15 protein-coding genes and 1 pseudogene are annotated in these 15722 nt (G+C 62.3%); 9 read left to right on the top strand and 7 right to left on the bottom strand.

Going from position 1 to position 15722, the window contains the following annotated elements:
- Positions 1-20: 20 nt before the first annotated feature.
- Together JMJ54_RS11220 and JMJ54_RS11215 are read left to right on the top strand one after the other, a co-directional pair.
- Positions 21-479, top strand: coding sequence for a helix-turn-helix domain-containing protein (locus JMJ54_RS11220; protein ID WP_203538652.1), 459 nt, complete (start codon positions 21-23; stop codon positions 477-479).
- Positions 473-1813: a type II toxin-antitoxin system HipA family toxin gene (locus JMJ54_RS11215; RefSeq protein ID WP_203538651.1), complete on the top strand. Its 1341-nt coding sequence runs from the start codon at positions 473-475 to the stop codon at positions 1811-1813. Before JMJ54_RS11220 ends, JMJ54_RS11215 begins: the two co-directional genes overlap by 7 nt.
- Before the next feature lie 40 nt (positions 1814-1853).
- Here the strand turns inward: JMJ54_RS11215 and JMJ54_RS11210 are convergent, their stop codons facing one another.
- Positions 1854-2351 carry a hypothetical protein gene (locus JMJ54_RS11210; protein WP_203538650.1) on the bottom strand — a complete coding sequence of 166 codons (498 nt, stop codon included), beginning with the start codon at positions 2349-2351 and terminating at the stop codon, positions 1854-1856.
- 419 nt (positions 2352-2770) lie between these two features.
- On the opposite strand from JMJ54_RS11210, the gene JMJ54_RS11205 reads away from it, so the two are divergent.
- Positions 2771-4957: a DUF6531 domain-containing protein gene (locus tag JMJ54_RS11205; protein WP_203538649.1), complete on the top strand. Its 2187-nt coding sequence runs from the start codon at positions 2771-2773 to the stop codon at positions 4955-4957.
- A gap of 35 nt (positions 4958-4992) precedes the next feature.
- Positions 4993-5160: pseudogene (locus JMJ54_RS19640) on the top strand (carbohydrate-binding protein); the annotation flags it as partial.
- On the opposite strand, the gene JMJ54_RS19550 reads toward JMJ54_RS19640, so the two are convergent.
- Entirely contained in the window at positions 5126-5503 is a 378-nt protein-coding gene (locus tag JMJ54_RS19550; protein ID WP_203538648.1) for a hypothetical protein, read from the bottom strand. The pseudogene JMJ54_RS19640 and the gene JMJ54_RS19550 sit on opposite strands and share 35 nt — an antisense overlap.
- Positions 5504-5526: 23 nt before the next feature.
- Here JMJ54_RS19550 and JMJ54_RS11195 point away from each other — a divergent pair, with 23 nt between their 5' ends.
- Both JMJ54_RS11195 and JMJ54_RS11190 read left to right on the top strand, forming a co-directional pair.
- Positions 5527-7734, top strand: coding sequence for an RHS repeat-associated core domain-containing protein (locus tag JMJ54_RS11195; protein WP_203538647.1), 2208 nt, complete (start codon positions 5527-5529; stop codon positions 7732-7734).
- 1 nt (position 7735) lies between these two features.
- The gene (locus JMJ54_RS11190; RefSeq protein WP_203538646.1) at positions 7736-8017 is read left to right on the top strand and encodes a hypothetical protein; all 282 of its coding nucleotides are present in this window, start codon (positions 7736-7738) and stop codon (positions 8015-8017) included.
- A 587-nt stretch (positions 8018-8604) separates the two neighbouring features.
- Here the strand turns inward: JMJ54_RS11190 and JMJ54_RS11185 are convergent.
- Positions 8605-9081, bottom strand: coding sequence for an FKBP-type peptidyl-prolyl cis-trans isomerase (locus JMJ54_RS11185; RefSeq protein ID WP_203538645.1), 477 nt, complete (start codon positions 9079-9081; stop codon positions 8605-8607).
- A gap of 122 nt (positions 9082-9203) precedes the next feature.
- Positions 9204-11402, bottom strand: coding sequence for an OsmC domain/YcaO domain-containing protein (locus JMJ54_RS11180; protein WP_203538644.1), 2199 nt, complete (start codon positions 11400-11402; stop codon positions 9204-9206).
- A 500-nt stretch (positions 11403-11902) separates the two neighbouring features.
- Between JMJ54_RS11180 and JMJ54_RS11175 the strand changes: the two genes are divergently transcribed.
- The gene (locus JMJ54_RS11175; RefSeq protein ID WP_203538643.1) at positions 11903-12526 is read left to right on the top strand and encodes a hypothetical protein; all 624 of its coding nucleotides are present in this window, start codon (positions 11903-11905) and stop codon (positions 12524-12526) included.
- A 36-nt stretch (positions 12527-12562) separates the two neighbouring features.
- On the opposite strand, the gene JMJ54_RS11170 is transcribed toward JMJ54_RS11175, so the two are convergent.
- Positions 12563-12805 (bottom strand): hypothetical protein, encoded by a 243-nt coding sequence (locus JMJ54_RS11170; RefSeq protein ID WP_203538642.1) that lies wholly within the window; start codon positions 12803-12805, stop codon positions 12563-12565.
- 140 nt (positions 12806-12945) lie between these two features.
- Entirely contained in the window at positions 12946-14190 is a 1245-nt protein-coding gene (locus tag JMJ54_RS11165) for a DEAD/DEAH box helicase (protein WP_203538641.1), read from the bottom strand.
- A 236-nt stretch (positions 14191-14426) separates the two neighbouring features.
- On the opposite strand from JMJ54_RS11165, the gene JMJ54_RS11160 reads away from it, so the two are divergent.
- Together JMJ54_RS11160 and JMJ54_RS11155 are read left to right on the top strand one after the other, a co-directional pair.
- Positions 14427-15002, top strand: a complete 576-nt coding sequence (locus tag JMJ54_RS11160; protein ID WP_203538640.1) for a DMT family transporter — start codon at positions 14427-14429, stop codon at positions 15000-15002.
- Positions 14981-15202 carry an EamA family transporter gene (locus tag JMJ54_RS11155; protein WP_203538639.1) on the top strand — a complete coding sequence of 74 codons (222 nt, stop codon included), beginning with the start codon at positions 14981-14983 and terminating at the stop codon, positions 15200-15202. The genes JMJ54_RS11160 and JMJ54_RS11155 overlap by 22 nt, the downstream gene beginning before the upstream one ends.
- 6 nt (positions 15203-15208) lie before the next feature.
- Here JMJ54_RS11155 and JMJ54_RS11150 read toward each other — a convergent pair whose 3' ends face one another.
- Positions 15209-15709: a GNAT family N-acetyltransferase gene (locus JMJ54_RS11150; protein ID WP_203538638.1), complete on the bottom strand. Its 501-nt coding sequence runs from the start codon at positions 15707-15709 to the stop codon at positions 15209-15211.
- Positions 15710-15722: the final 13 nt, after the last annotated feature.

Here is a 15722-nt window from a genome sequence, read left to right as displayed (position 1 = left end):
GATGCTTCTCGAGGTGAGCAATGAGCCTTTACTCTACGATCCAGACACCAGACCAACTTCGCTTGATGATCCTCGCTCTTCGGCGGCAGGCGAAGCAAAGACAGGCCGACGTCGCTGAAAGATTGGGGATTACCGCGCAGAGCTATGCGGAATTCGAGAAAAACCCTGAGCGTGCCAGCTTTGAACGCGTTATGAGGGTCCTGCAAATCCTGCAGGCCAAGTTGGCGATCCAGTCATCAAGCTTGAGCGCCCCGAAACCAAAAGAAGAGATGTCGACGGGTATAGGGGGACAGGACAAAGTCGTTGCGCAGAACGGCCGGCACCAAACCTACAAGATCGCGTCGTCGAGCAATCAGGTGCTCAGTGGCACCAAGCGAGTAATTGAGCCGTCGGGGAAGCCAAACACTCGAACAACAACGCGGCCTCCAGGTACACCGTTTGGCAAGCCAGCTATCTCCAGAAAGAAAGGGTCATGGTGATGAAGGGCGCTCAGGAGCTCCACCTTTGGATGAATGGTGTGCCGGTCGGGTACTGGCGAATCACCCGGCAAGGCCATGAGCTTGGCTATTTCCCACAATGGCTGGCGCACCCACAAGGGCGACCGATCTCGTTATCGCTGCCCTTTTTACCTGGTGGAGACGCCCACCGTGGTGATGCCGTCGCCAGCTATTTCGACAATCTGCTACCGGATAGCGAGAACATCCGTACCCGACTGGCCCGGCGTTATCAGGTGAGGAGTGTCGAGCCCTTTTCGCTGCTATCTGCTGTCGGTCAGGATTGTGTTGGTGCCATCCAGCTTCTCCCTCCTGGCGTAGCGCCTACCGACATCCATCGCATCGCTGGTGAGCCGTTGAACGAGGGGCGAATCGCCAACCTGCTCCGCCTTGCCAGTGGAGGCACCCCCATCGGGCGACACAGGGAGGAGGAGGACGATCTGCGGTTGTCGATCGCCGGTGCCCAGGAAAAAACAGCCCTCTTGCACCATGGAGGGCAGTGGTTGCTGCCGCATGGCAGTACACCGACGACACACATCTTCAAATTGCCGATGGGCCTGGTTGGCAACATGCAGGCCGACCTGCGTACCTCGGTTGAAAACGAATGGCTCTGTGCCAAAATCGTGGCCGCCTATGGGTTGGATGTTGCGCCATGCGAAATGGCGCAGTTCGAAGACCAGAAGGTTCTGATCGTCGAGCGGTTCGATCGACAGCTGTCGGAGGATGGCAGCTGGATCATGCGACTGCCCCAAGAAGACATGTGCCAGGCCACGGGCACTCCGCCGCACCTCAAGTACAACGCTGACGGTGGGCCGGGGATCGGAGCGATCATGGCGCTACTGGCCGGATCAGAACAGGCCATCACAGACATGCGTGCTTTTTTCGCGGCTCAGCTGGTGTTCTGGATGCTGTTTGCCACCGACGGGCATGCGAAGAATTTCAGTATCCGTCTCTTGCCGGGAGGCGGCTATGTGGCGACACCGCTGTACGACGTCCTGTCGGCACTGCCAATCATAGGGCGTGGCCACAACCAAATCCCACGACAGAAGGCCAAACTGGCCATGGGGGTAAGGGGCTCGTCGCTCCACTATCTGATCACGCGAATCCAGCGAAGGCACTGGGAGGCACAAGCGCAATCGGCCGGATTGACAGAGGACGACGTAGCCTGGGTGATCGATTATCTGACCAGTAAAACCGCCGAGGTGATCGAGCACGTAGCTGCTCAATTGCCACCAGGGTTTCCCGAAGCGGTGTCGGGGCCCATCTTTGCCGGGCTGAAAAGCCAAGCGGATGCATTGGCTGCGGCCCCCTGCAGCTAAAGATACTTGGCGCAGGACTCAAAGTGTCTGCCCCGCCAATTCAATCTCCGGACATGACGTCCTCCGGGCTGGCCGAGCGCTCATAACTAGAGATTTCCGGAAGGAGATCCGTGGCGCCATAGGTCAAAACACATCTGCCGCTTTCGACGGTGGCATCCGGAACCGGACGAACCGAACAAATTCCTGCAGTTTGCGTTTGCTCGTTTCGCCGGCGTTGCAGTGCGGTGTATTGGGTAACTAAAGCTTGGAGCCGCGCGGTATCGCTGACCTGCATCGAGTACACCAAATAGTCCGACGGACCGCCGCAGGGCTGCGCGCCGATGGGCAAAACGACGCATTGTGAGCGGTCGCTGGCCTTGGGTATACCGACTTCATGGCCGATCGAGCTGCGGAGCGTCGTTAACGCTTCGTTCAGTTCTGTGATGTCGCGATTGTCTGGCTCGACCTTGTCCATCCCTCGTGCAAACGGCGATAGAACTAGGGTGCTCCAGCAGATGCCTGCAGCGAGTGCCACCAGAGGAGGGGTGGTTCTGGTCATGATTTTCCTTGGCAGGGAAATATCAGGATGTGCTGTTTCTTGGAGACAACAAAAAGATTTCTGTGTTTGAAATAATTAATTTGTTCTGTGAAAGCATGACCAAGTTCACAAGCGCCGGTGGATCGCGTGTTTTGCCGTTCATGCCAAACAAATAACCGTAAGTCGCTTGATGTCAACCGTTTGCAAGGCGTGCATCCACCTTGCACTGTATGTGTTTCTTTCTTTTTTGGTCAGTATTTGTCAGTAGGCTGTACGCATTCTTCTGTAGGTAGGAAACCTTCATGCGTCCAGCCTTCCCTGTTTTCGCTCCCCGGCAATTGCTCCAGACCCTTGCCGTGGGCCTGTTCTGTGCCTATTCGGCCCCCAGTCTTGCATCCTCGTGCGCAACCTTGGGTGGCGTGAGTTACTTCGGTATGGAGATGGTCGCGACCAGATCCTATCCGGATGGCACGTTTGACTACGACTTCAACAATCTGCAGTGCTCGGGCTCGCAGATCGTGACCTGGTTGAACACCTCGGCGTCCGGTCTGACTCCGGAAGCGGCGCTGCAGCAAAACGCACAGCTCAACATGAGCCGGATCGTGCGCAACCAGTGCGGCTCGCACATCGTGGTGCTGCACAACAATTTCAAAGGCTCGTTGAACGACGGCTCACCGGTCGGCTCGATCGTGTTCAGCACCGCAAACTATCCACTGAACCGGACTTACTACGATTTGTTCAAGAATCGCTTGTCGGATGGCGCCGGCGCGATCATTCCGTGTGCCGTGCCGAAACCGCCTTGCCCGGGTGGCCTGGACGGTGCAGATGGTGCCAGCTGCGAACCGGCTCCGCAGGACAAGGCCGACTTCTGTCCTGTGCCGTCGTCGGCCCCGGGTCTGGGTCAGCCTTCGGGCATTCTGGAGCTGTGCGGCAATCCGATTTCGATCGGCCAGGGCAGCAAGGTCCAGTCCGAGGTCGATCTGACCATTCCGGGCTCACCTGCGCTGACGCTGGTGCGCCGCTACAGCAGCGTGTCGCCGTTCACGAATATCGTTGCGACGCTGCGCGGTCTGGGGAATCGCTGGACCCACAATTTCGACCGCAGCGTGACATTGACGTCCAACCAGACCTTGTCGGTGGCGGTGCGCGGCGATGGCCGCATCCTGCACTTCAAACCCAAGGCCGGCAGCACCACGCTGTGGGTCGGTGATGCCGACGTGACCGATGGTCTGGAGAAGACCACCGACGGCTGGCGTTATACTGATCCGCAAAAGGTGGTCGAAGTCTATGGCGCCAAGGGCAAGATCGTCAGCCGCACCTTCCCGAACGGCTACGCGCTCAGTTACAGCTACGACAGCGATGACCGGCTGTCCAAGGTCACCGATTCGTTCAACCGCAGCCTGACCTTCGCCTACAACAGCAAGAAACTGCTGGCGTCGGTGGCCGACTCGGCCGGCCGGACCGTGAGCTACGAGTACACCACCGACGGCACGCTGACCAAGGTGAACTACCCGGACCAGACCAGCCGCGTCTACAACTACACCGACAAGATGATCGGGCCGAGCAAGATCCCGGCGCTGTTGACCGAACTGATCGACGAAAGCGGCACCACCTATGCCAAGTGGTCGTACGACGACAAGGCCATGGCGATCAGCAGCGAGCACGCCGGCATCACCGACAAGTACGCCGTCGGCTACCAGACGACCCAAGTCGGCTCGGTGTATCAGGTCAATACCGCGAACGTCACCAATCCGCTCGGCGCAGTCTCGCAGATCAGTCTGCAAACCGTACAAGGCCGTCAGCGCCCGACCAGCGAATTGCGCCAGACCGACAACCTGACCCGGACCCAGAGTTTCGACGCCAACGGCAATCTCGGCAGCATCACCGATTTTGGGGGCCGCAACGCCACCTTCAGCTACGACACCACCCGCAACCTCGAAACCGGCCGTACCGAAGCGGCCGGCACGCCGCAGGCACGGACCATCAGCACCGAATGGCACGCCAGCTTCCGGCTGCCGACCAAGGTCACCGAGCCGGGCCGGGTGACGACGTTCGAGTACGACGCCAGCGGCAATCTGCTGAAGAAGTCGGTCACGGCCGATGGCGCGACCCGGGTATCGAGCTGGACCTACGGCAACTACGGCCTGGTGGCCTCGGCGACCGATCCGGCCGGCAAGGTCACCCAGTACGGCTACGACGCCCAGGGCAACCTGAGCACGCTGACCAATCCCCTCGGCCAGATCACCCGCTTCCCGCGCTATGACGCACTGGGCAACGTGCTGGAAATGGTCGAGGCCAACGGCCAGACCACCACCTTCAGCTACGACCTGCGCCAGCGGCTGCTGAGCCGGACCACGGCCGGCGAGACCACCAGCTTCAGCTACCTGCCGACCGGCCTGCTCAGCCAGGTGCGCTTTGCCGACAACCGCACCGTCAGCTACCGCTACGACCCGGCGCACCGGCTGATCGGCATCGACGACAGCCGTGGCAACCGCATCGACTACACCCTGGATGCGATGGGCAACCGACTGCGCGAAGACCGCCAGGACCCGGCCGGGACGCTTGCGGCCAGCCTGCAGCAGGTCGCGGCACAGCAGAGCGCGCCGAACCAGATCGCCAAGCCCTGAGCCATCACACCAATTACAAGCATTCGGGAACCGAGATGAAATCCACTTCATTGCATACGATGGCCGGGGCGTTTGCGCTGGCTGGTCTGATCGCCACGCCGATCCTCAGTCAGGCCGCGGCCGTCGCCGCCTGGCAGGAAGGCGTGACCTATACCGCTGGCACGCTGGTCAGTTACAGCGGAAAGACCTACAAAGCGCTGGTAACCCATACCGCTTATGTGGGCGCCAACTGGACACCACCGAGCACGCCGACCCTGTGGCAACCGGCAGCCGGCGTTCAAGCCTTGGCGGCCGAGTCGCCGACTCCTGCGCCAACACCTGCACCGACTCCGGCACCAACGCCAGCTCCGACGCCAGCTCCGACGCCAGCTCCGACGCCAGCGCCAACTCCAGCGCCAACTCCAGCGCCAACTCCAGCGCCAACTCCAGCGCCAACTCCAGCGCCAACTCCAGCGCCAACTCCAGCGCCAACCCCCGCGCCAACCCCGGCGCCGACCCCAGCGCCGACCCCGGCGCCGACTCCAGCACCGACACCTGCACCGACACCTGCACTGACACCAGCACCCAGCGTGCCCGCACACGTCTCGACCGTCAGCCGCTTCTACAGCTACGACGCGCTGGGCCGGCTGGTGCAGGAGATGGACAACAAGGGCTTCCAGACCACCTACACCTATGACGCCAACGGCAACCGGCTGACCCGCAAGGATGCGCAGGGCCGGACCACGGCGTACCAGTACGACGCTTTGAACCGTCTGGTGCAGATGACCGACCCGAACGGCGGCATCACCCAGTTCAGCTACGACGGCCGTGACAATCTGGTCTCCGTGAAGGATCCGGAAGGCTTCAGCACCAGTTACACCTACAACGGCTTCGACGACCTGATCAAACAGGTCAGCCCGGATACCGGCACCACCCAGTACGCGGTGGATGCCAACGGCCGTACGCTTACCAAGACCGATGCCCGCAACAAGAGCGCGCAGTACCAGTACGACGCACTCGGCCGGGTCACCCGCGTCGACTACGGCGACGAAGTCCAGACGTTGACTTATGACACCGCCACCAACGGCGTCGGCCAGCTCGCCAGCTTCACCGACGGCGCCGGCCAGACCGGCTTCGGTTACGACGCTCAAGGTCGGGTCAGCCAGGTCCAGCGCAGCAACACCAGCGGCAGCGCCTACGGCGTCGGCTACAGCTGGGGCGCCGCCAACCGGCTCAACCGCATCGTCTATCCGTCCGGCCTCAATGTCGATTACACGTGGCAGAACGGCGTCGTCACCAGCGTCCAGCTCAACGGCCAGCCGCTGCTGAGCCAGGTGCAGTACAGTGCCGACGGCCGCATCGTCGGCTGGCAATGGGCCAACGGCCAGGCCCGCTACGCCAGCAGCGACTTCGCCGGCCGCCCGAGCACCCTCAGCCTTGCCGACCGGCAGTGGCAGTACCGCTACGACAGCACCGGCAATCCGATCGGCATCGACGACAGCCAGACCCAGGCAGCCAGCCACAGCTTCGGCTACGACCCCCTCGACCGACTGATCCAGGCCAGCATCGGCACCACCACCCATGGTTACAGCTACGACAAGAACGGCAACCGCACCGTCGGCAGCACCGGCAGTGCCAGTACCCAGTACAACCATGACCCGGCCAGCAACAAGCTACTGAACACCACCGGCAGCAACAACCAGACCTACCAGTACGACGCCAGCGGCAGCCGCACCAAGGACGCCAACCTCACCCAGCGCTACAACAACGCCGGCCGGCTGATCCAGAGCCAGCTCGGCACCGCCGTCACCGACTACGGCTACAACGCCCTCGGCCAGCGGGTCGGCAAGTTCAGCGGTGGCACCGCCACCCAGTTCGCCTACGACCTCGAAGGCCGGCTGCTCGGCGAATACACCGGCACCGGCGCGCTGCAACAGGAAACCGTCTGGCTCGGCGACACCCCGATCGCCTCGGCCCGTCCCGGTGTCGACGGCCAGCACCCGACCGTCTACTACGTCTGGGCCGACCACCTCAACACCCCACGGCAGCTGAGCGAGCCGACCAGCCAGAAAGTCGTCTGGCGCTGGCAACAGGTCGAACCGTTCGGCAACAGCCTCGCCGAGCAGGACCCGGACGGCGACGGCCAGCAAGTGGTGTACAACCTGCGCTTCCCGGGCCAGTATTACGATCAGGAAACCGGCCGGCACTACAACTACTTCCGGGATTACGATCCGGCGACGGGGCGATATATCGAGAGTGATCCGATTGGATTGAAGGGTGGGATCAATACCTATGGGTACGTCGACGGTAGTCCGATTGGCTATGCAGATTTACTTGGTTTGCTCAAGGCCGGGGCCAGAAACGCAGGGCAACCTGCGGAGGCTTCAAAAGGTCAGCAAAGCGGTGGACTACTTAAAGGCGGAACACTTCAAGGGGGGTTAAGTGGGCAAGTTGGAGGAGGGATCTTAGGGGGTGTTTGCGAAGTCGGGGTTGCTGTACCTACAGAGTTTGATGATGCATGTGGATACGTACAGTTCTGTACCGTAATTGGCCCTCAATGGGTTGCTGCAGCGGGCGGCGTACTGTCTGCGGGCCAAGGAACTCCTACGACTGGCGTTTCAGAGTCCCAAGGCGGGACTTGGTTTGGAGGTGTTGGAGCCGTAGGCAACGGGCAGGCTTCAGTGAATTCAAGCGGTCAATTGCAGGGCGCACGTGGTGTTGTTAGAGGTGGTGTGGGGGCTGGTGCTGGTGCTGGATATGTTAAATGCACCCAACTTACACTTTGTGCCCGGAGGTAATATGGAAAAAATATTCCTGCTTAAAATATTTGTATTCATACTTTTATTTATTTTGTCTTTGTTTTATTTCTTTGTTGTGCGCAAACAAGAAATCAAACTAAGAATAAGGCTGAGTGTGCTTTGCGGTGGATTCTTGATTTGCATCGCTGGGCTTGGCTTTGCTGCTTACTTGGACGAGGTAGATATCGGTGCAAAAATAATTTTGCTGGGTATTATCGTTCTGGGAGCTGGAATAGCCTCCGTTCTTGCATTCAAAAAACAAGACGAACTAAATAACAATTGAACTTTAGCGCGTACGTTGGGCTGAACGTAGTGAAGCCCAACGTACCTTCCTATGCATACCAAGCACACCTGCCTTGTGCGGGTGGCCGTACTCGAGCAGGAGCGGATTCGTTGCTTAGTAATGGGCCAGCCGGCTAAACCGACTGCGCCAGCAACGACTTCATCGATTGTCTTTCGGCCGCAGGTGTATACTCAAGATTCGGTTGAGCTATGCCTGTGCCGTATCGTTAATTGGACTTTGTGGCGTTGTTAGTAACCGTGCGCAAGCGGAAAGATGTATGAGATAGGATTATCTGTGCATGTGGGACGTCTTTGCCGGGGTTGTCCGATTTTCGTCTGGTAAGCTTTTGATTTGTCGTGACTCAAATTCACGAATGAATGGGATCCTACAGATATCGATCTGCTTCGAGAACAAAAAGCCACCGATTACGGCGGCTTTTTGTTCTCTGTTGCCAAAAAAAAACGCCGTCGCGAACAGGCGTTGAATTCGGCAAACATCAGGTCGGTAACTTGCCGCTATCGCACCACCGCAAAAAAACCCTCCAGAAATGGAGGGCTTTTTCTTAGGCCTTTAGAGCAACAACCGGCTCAGTGATGATGCCCGTGCTCGCCATGCACATGCTGGTGGGCGATTTCCTCGGCGCTGGCTTCGCGCACGCTCAACACCTTGATGCCGAAACGCATGGCCTTGCCGCACAGCGGGTGGTTGCCGTCGAGCAGTACGACCGGGCCCTTGATCTTGGTGACGAAGTAGTAGCGCGGCTCGCCGTCCGGGCCGGGGCGCTGGATCTGGCCGCCGACCTTGATGCCGGGCGGGAAGTCGGCCTTGGGCATGCTGGTGACCAGCGCTTCGTCGCGCTCGCCGAACGCGTCTTCGGCGGCCAGCGCCACCGTGGTCTGGAAACCGGCTTCCTGGCCTTCCAGCGCGGCTTCGAGTTTGGGGAACAGGTTGTCGTAGCCGCCGTGCAGGTAGGCCATTGCTTGCTTGCCGTCGTCGTAGACGATGCCGTCGGCGCCGGTGACTTTCAGGCTGAGGGTGACGGCGGTGTTCTTGGTGATCTTCATGAGGCGTACGGGCTGAGTGGAAGGCCGAAAGGGTCGCGCTTCTGCCCGGGGGTGTCAACCCGCGGCGACGGGCCGCGCTGGCGGTCATTGCGGGCTTGTGACCCGCAATGACCTGCGCTGCGTTAGCGGGCTGCAGCCCTGGCGCGCGCTGCGTGCAGTTTGCGGTAGCTGTCGATCAGCCGCTGGTGCCGGTCCAGCCCTTCCAGTTTCATGCTGGTTGGCGTCAGGCCGTAGAAGCGCACGCTGCCGTCGACCGACCCGAGCACCGCGTCCATGCGCTCGTTGCCGAACATCCGCCGGAAGTTGGCTTCGTAATCGGCCAGTTCCAGTTCGTCGTCGAGCAGCACTTCGAGCACCACGTTCAGCGCCTGATAGAACAGCCCGCGTTCGAGCGTGTTGTCGTTGTACTGCAGGAAGGCGCCGACCAGATCGTGCGCCGCTACAAATCGCTGCCGCGCGAGATAGATCAGCAGCTTCAGTTCCAGAATCGTGAGCTGGCCCCAGACGGTGTTCTCGTCGAACTCGATGCCGATCAAGGTGCCGATATCGGTGTATTCGTCGGTATCGCAGTCTTCCAGACGCTTCAGCAATGCGGTCAGCGCTTCATCGTCAAGGCTGTGCAGGTTCAGGATGTCGGCGCGCAGCGGCAGTGCCTTGTTGGTGTTGTCCCAGACCAGATCGTCGACCGGATAGATTTCCGAATAACCCGGCACCAGGATGCGGCAGGCGGTGGCGCCCAGCTGGTCGTACACGGCCACATAGGCTTCCTTGCCGAGGTCTTCGAGAATGCCGAATAGCGTCGCGGCCTCGTCGGTATTGGAGTTCTCGCCGTGGCCGGAGAAGTCCCATTCGACGAAATCGTACTGCGATCGGGCACTGAAAAAACGCCACGAGACGATGCCGCTGGAGTCGATGAAGTGTTCGACGAAGTTGTTCGGCTCGGTCACCGCGTGGCTTTCGAACGTCGGCCGCGGCAGGTCGTTCAGGCCTTCGAAGCTGCGCCCCTGCAGCAGTTCGGTCAGGCTGCGCTCGAGCGCGACTTCAAGGCTCGGGTGCGCGCCGAACGAGGCAAACACGCCGCCGGTGCGCGGGTTCATCAGGGTCACGCACATCACCGGGTAGACGCCGCCGAGCGAGGCATCCTTCACCAGCACCGGAAAGCCCTGTTCTTCCAGCCCCTGAATCCCGGCAACGATGCCGGGGTACTTGGCGAGCACGTCGGCCGGCACGTCGGGCAGGGTGATTTCGCCCTCCAGAATCTCGCGCTTGACCGCCCGCTCGAAGATTTCCGACAGGCACTGCACCTGCGCTTCGGCCAGCGTATTGCCGGCGCTCATGCCGTTGCTGACGAACAGGTTCTCGACCAGATTGGACGGGAAATACACCACCTCGCCGTCGGACTGGCGCACGTAAGGCAGCGAACAGATGCCGCGCGCCGTGTTGCCCGAGTTGGTGTCGTACAGGTGCGAACCCTGCAGTTCGCCATCGGGGTTGTAGATGTCGCGACAGTAGTCGTCGAGGATTTCCACCGGCAGTGCGTCATCCGGGCCGGGCTGGAACCAGCGCTCGTCCGGGTAATGCACGAACGCCGCATTGGCGATGTCCTCGCCCCAGTAGCTGCCGGCGTAGAAATGGTTGTTGCTGATGCGCTCGATGTACTCGCCCAGAGCCGATGCCAAGGCGCTTTCCTTGGTCGCCCCCTTGCCGTTGGTAAAGCACATCGGCGAGTGTGCGTCGCGAATGTGCAGCGACCAGACATTGGGGACGATATTGCGCCACGAGGCGATCTCGATCTTGATGCCGAGATTGGCCAGCACGCCCGACATGTTGGCGATGGTCTGCTCCAGCGGGAGGTCCTTGCCGGTGATGTAGGTGCTCGCTTCGGCGTCCGGATTCAGCGTCAGCAGGGCCTGGGCGTCGGCATCCAGATTGGCTACTTCCTCGATCACGAACTCGGGGCCGGCCTGCACGACCTTCTTCACCGTGCAGCGCTCGATCGAGCGCAGGATGCCCTGACGGTCCTTGGCGGAAATGTCTTCCGGCAGCTCGACCTGGATCTTGAAGATCTGCTGGTAGCGGTTTTCCGGGTCGACGATGTTGTTCTGCGACAGCCGGATGTTCTCGGTCGGAATGTTGCGGGTATTGCAGTACAGCTTGACGAAGTAGGCCGCGCACAAGGCCGACGAAGCCAGAAAGTAGTCGAACGGCCCCGGTGCCGAGCCGTCGCCCTTGTAGCGGATCGGCTGGTCGGCGATCACCGTGAAGTCGTCGAACTTGGCTTCCAAACGAAGCTTGTCGAGAAAGTTGACCTTGATTTCCATGCAAAAACCCCAGAATGGCGCACTCAATTTGGTCGCCATTATCCGGGTTTTCGCCGCCGGACCCCGGTGATTTTCCGTCGTGGCTGCCGACCGGTGGCTTCACCGCGGTGCTGCAACAGCCTAGGCTGCCGCCTTCAATGATGAACAATCCCTGCATCCGGTCGCCGGCTGGAAAGTCCCGGCGCCGACATGAAAAAGCCCCCGTCGCGGGGGCTTTCATTGGAGCGTCCTGCACCATTCGATGTCAGGCCGGTTCCATACCATACCCAGCTTCCCACCCATGCTGCTGCCGGGCTGATGACGTTGTAATCAACGTCGTTTTCAACCGACGGTGAAATCGCATGACCAGCCCGGAGCGGGTCGGAATGCATGCAGGACGGGGTTCGGGGCCCGTGGCCGCCATCTGAAGTGTTTCGCGAATGCCGCAATGCTGCTGGCAGTGCGCAGGTCGTTCGTGCATCAACATTACAATGTATGCAAATTGACGAGCGAGGTATGCAATGCCCTTGGCCCCAGCGGATTCCGAAGAAGCAAGAGGCGGCAGTGTCTGGGTCAGTTCCCACACGGCCGGTACGATTTACCAGCTGTTGCTGACCGACCAGAACCATTTCGTCGGCAAGTACTGCTGCATCATCAACGATATCCGCAAGCTCTACCGGCTGGGTGCACTGGCCACGCTGAATGAAACGCAGGGCGGCTCGCTGGTGTTCAAGGGCGGTCACGTCGAAGTCGCCGACCGGAAGATGTTCTACACCTTCTGGCGGGCACTGGTGCAGAACGGCGACGTCAGGGGCGGATCGCGCCAGGGGGCGTCGTCGCACCAGAGCGACGACGAGCAGTTCGAAATCCTGTTTCCGAACCGCTGGGGCAACCTGTTGTTCGGTACCCGCAACGGTGGCACCTGGTTCCAGACCGAGGCTTATGGTTTTACCGACAAGAGCTGGTGGAACGGTTCCAAGGATACGATCGGCCACGTGAGCACCACGGTGCAGCACTACGCGACCAAGTGGACACCGAAAGTGGCGACCCGGCAGGTCGGCACCTGTGGCTATTCGACGTATACCGAGAAGGAAGGCACCCAGTTGCGAGTGCCGTTCGGTCTTTGTCCGAACGAACCGGACTGAGACCACCGGCTTGCCGGCGGCGTCGAGCCGCTGGCTTTACTTGCCCAGCGGCTTGCCGTCGTCGAGCTTCTTCTCGATCGGCCCCTTGTCCTCGACGCCGGCGGCTTTCCTGGCCGAATCACCGACGGTTTGCTTGACGTCGCAACGGCCGCCGATGCCGACGGTGGCCTTGGCGGCTGCACTCTTGGCGGCCTTTTCCGGCGTGCAGTCCGGATTGACCACGCCGGCAAAGGCCTGGCTGGCCAGCAGGGTCAGGGCGATGGCGATCAGTTTCTTCATGGCGGCATTCTCGTGTGTGGCCCGCAGGGCATGAAGCGATTGCAGCATCGCCGGTGCCGGATCACAAGCCGAAATTCCCCTTGCGACCGCCCGTCGCCGCAGGCACGCGACGGCGTGCGGCATGACGGTTCCGGAAGGTGTCAGTCGCCGGTCTTGCCGGCGGCTTCGCGCAGCTTGTCCTTCTTGCTCTTGCGTTTGCCCTTGATGCCGCCGGTCCCCTGAGGGTCGGTCACGCCGGCCGCCGGTGCGGTCTCGACCGGCTCGAAACCGGCAATCCGCTCGCGCGGCACGCGCAGCTGCTGGCGGTTTTCGATCAGCCGGAAGTGCGCTTCGGTCGCGGCGCTGACGAAGCTGATCGCAACGCCGGATTCGCCGGCCCGGCCGGTGCGGCCGATCCGGTGCACGTAGTCGGTCGGCGAACGCGGCAGGTCGTAGTTCACCACCGCCGGCAGCCGGTCGATGTCGATGCCGCGCGCGGCGACGTCGGTGGCGACGACCACCTGCCAGCGCCCGGCCTTGAAGTCGGCGAGCACCTGTTCGCGCCGGCCCTGGCTGAGTTCGCCGTGGAACGGTGCGGCATCGATGCCGGCGCGGTAGAGCTTGTCGGCCAGATTGTCGGCGGCGTTCTTGCTGGCGACGAACACCAGCACCTGTGACCAGCCGTTTTCGGCAATCAGCTGGCGAAGCAGCGCCGTGCGCCGGGTGGGGTCGACCTCGATCGCGCGCTGGTGGATCTGCGCGGCGCGGGCGGCCTCCGCTTCGATCTCGATCCGCGCCGGATCGCGCAGCAGTGCGTCGGTCAGTTTTTGCACCGCCGGCGGGAAGGTCGCTGAAAAGCACAGGTTCTGTCGCTGCGGCGGCAGCAGCGCGAGGATGCGGTCCAGCTCGTCGACAAAGCCGAGGTCGAGCAGCCGGTCGGCCTCGTCGAGCACCAGCGTGGCGACGTCGGCCAGCTTCAGCGCGTTGTGGTCGACCAGATCGAGCAGCCGGCCCGGCGTGGCAATGACGATGTCGGCACCGCCGCGCAGCCGCAGCATCTGCGGGTTGATCGACACGCCGCCGACCGCGACGACGACCTTGGGCGGTTCGGCGATGTGCTCGCAGACATCGCGCAGCACCTCGCCGACCTGTGCCGCCAGTTCGCGTGTCGGCACCAGCACCAGCGCGCGCAGCCGGCGCGGCTTCTCGGCCGGGCGCACTGCTTGCAGCAGCGGCAGCGCGAATGCGGCGGTCTTGCCCGAGCCGGTCTGCGCCTGCGCCCGTACGTCGCGGCCCTGCAGGATCACCGGAATCGCGGCGGCCTGGATCGGCGTCGGCGCGGTGAAGCCGTGCTCGCGGACGGCGTGGACGAGGGCGGGCGAGAGGCCGAGGCGGGCAAAAGGCATGGCGGTTTTCCGGTGGGTGCTGCGCGAGGGCGGAGTCTAGCGCGTTGTGGCCCGCGCCGTACGCCCCGGGCCGGTGTTTTCGGGTGCAACGGCGACGTGAAAAGTCGTCGGCGCTTTCTGCATCGTCGTCGTGATTGCCGCCGGCCGCAAGAAACGGATGGCAGGGCGGCGGGCGATGGTGGATGCTGTCGGCAGCCACGCGTCTGTTGCGGTGGCCGTCGACTTCCGGAGCATCCATGCCCCCCGTCTTGCTGATGTTGCTGCTGGCCGCGCTGTGGGGCGCGTCCTTCCTGTTCATGCGCGTTGCGGCGCCGGTGCTCGGCCCGGTGTGGCTGATCGGGCTGCGCGTGCTGGTGGCGTCGTTGTTCCTGCTGGCGGTGGCGGCCGGTACGCGGCGGGCCTTGCAGCGGCCGAATGCACGGCACTATCTGGTGCTCGGGCTGTTCAACACGGGGTTGCCCTTCCTGTGCTACGGCTTTGCCGCGCTGAGCCTGCCGGCGTCGATGATGGCCATCCTCAACGCGACGGCACCGATCTGGGGCGTGCTGATCGGCTGGCTCTGGCTGGGCCAGCGTCCCGGTGCCAGCGTTGTTGCCGGGCTGATGCTCGGGATCGTCGGCGTGGCCGTACTGGTCGGCGGCGGACGTTTCGATGTCGCGGCGTTGCCGGCGGTGGCCGCCTGCCTGATGGCGACACTCAGTTACGCGATCGCCAGCCACTACAGCAAACGTTATGCGCAGGGCCTGACCGCCTTCGAAGCCGCGCACGGCAGCATGTGGGGCGCGGTGTTGTGGATGGCGCTGCCTACCTGATGTATTTCCGGCTGATCGCGACGATCGGCGCCGCGCAGGCGCTGACGGTGACCTTTTTGATTCCGGTCTTCGGCGTGCTGTGGGGCGCACTGTTCCTCGGCGAGCGGCTGGGGCCGGGCGCGTTCGCCGGCGCATTGCTGGTGCTGGCCGGCACCGCGCTGGTCACCGGCTTCGTGCCGGCGCGGCTGAAGCGCGTCTGAGCCGGATCAGGCGGCGAGCCGGCGGCCGACGATGATCAGATCGCGCTCGATGCCGTCGAGCACCGCCACGCCGGGCAGATGACCCCAGGTGGCAAAGCCGAAGCGCTCGAACAGCGCCAGGCTCGGCGCGTTGTGGCCAAAGATGAAGCCGAGCAGCGTGTCGACGCCGATCGCCGGTGCGTGCGCAATCGCCGCTTCGAGCAGGTAGGTCCCTAGGCCGCGGCCGCGATACGCGTCATCGATGTAGATGCTCAGCTCGCAGGTGCGGTTGTACGCCGGGCGGCCGTAGAACGACGAGTAGCTGAGCCAGCCGGCGATCCGGCCGTCGACCTCGACGACCCACAGCGGCCGGAAATCCGCCGTGTGTTCGGCGAACCATGCCTCGCGGCTGGCGACGCTGACCGGCTCGGTATCGGCGGTGACGATGCGCGACGGTACGGTGCTGTTGTAGATGGCGACGATCTGCTCGAGGTCGGCGCGGGTGGCAAGGCGGTGCTGGTAAGTCATGGGTGCGGCCGTG

Source organism: Jeongeupia naejangsanensis (assembly GCF_016865585.1).
Classification (GTDB): Bacteria; Pseudomonadota; Gammaproteobacteria; order Burkholderiales; family Chitinibacteraceae; genus Jeongeupia; species Jeongeupia naejangsanensis.
This window is presented reverse-complemented; position numbering and strand designations above follow the sequence as displayed.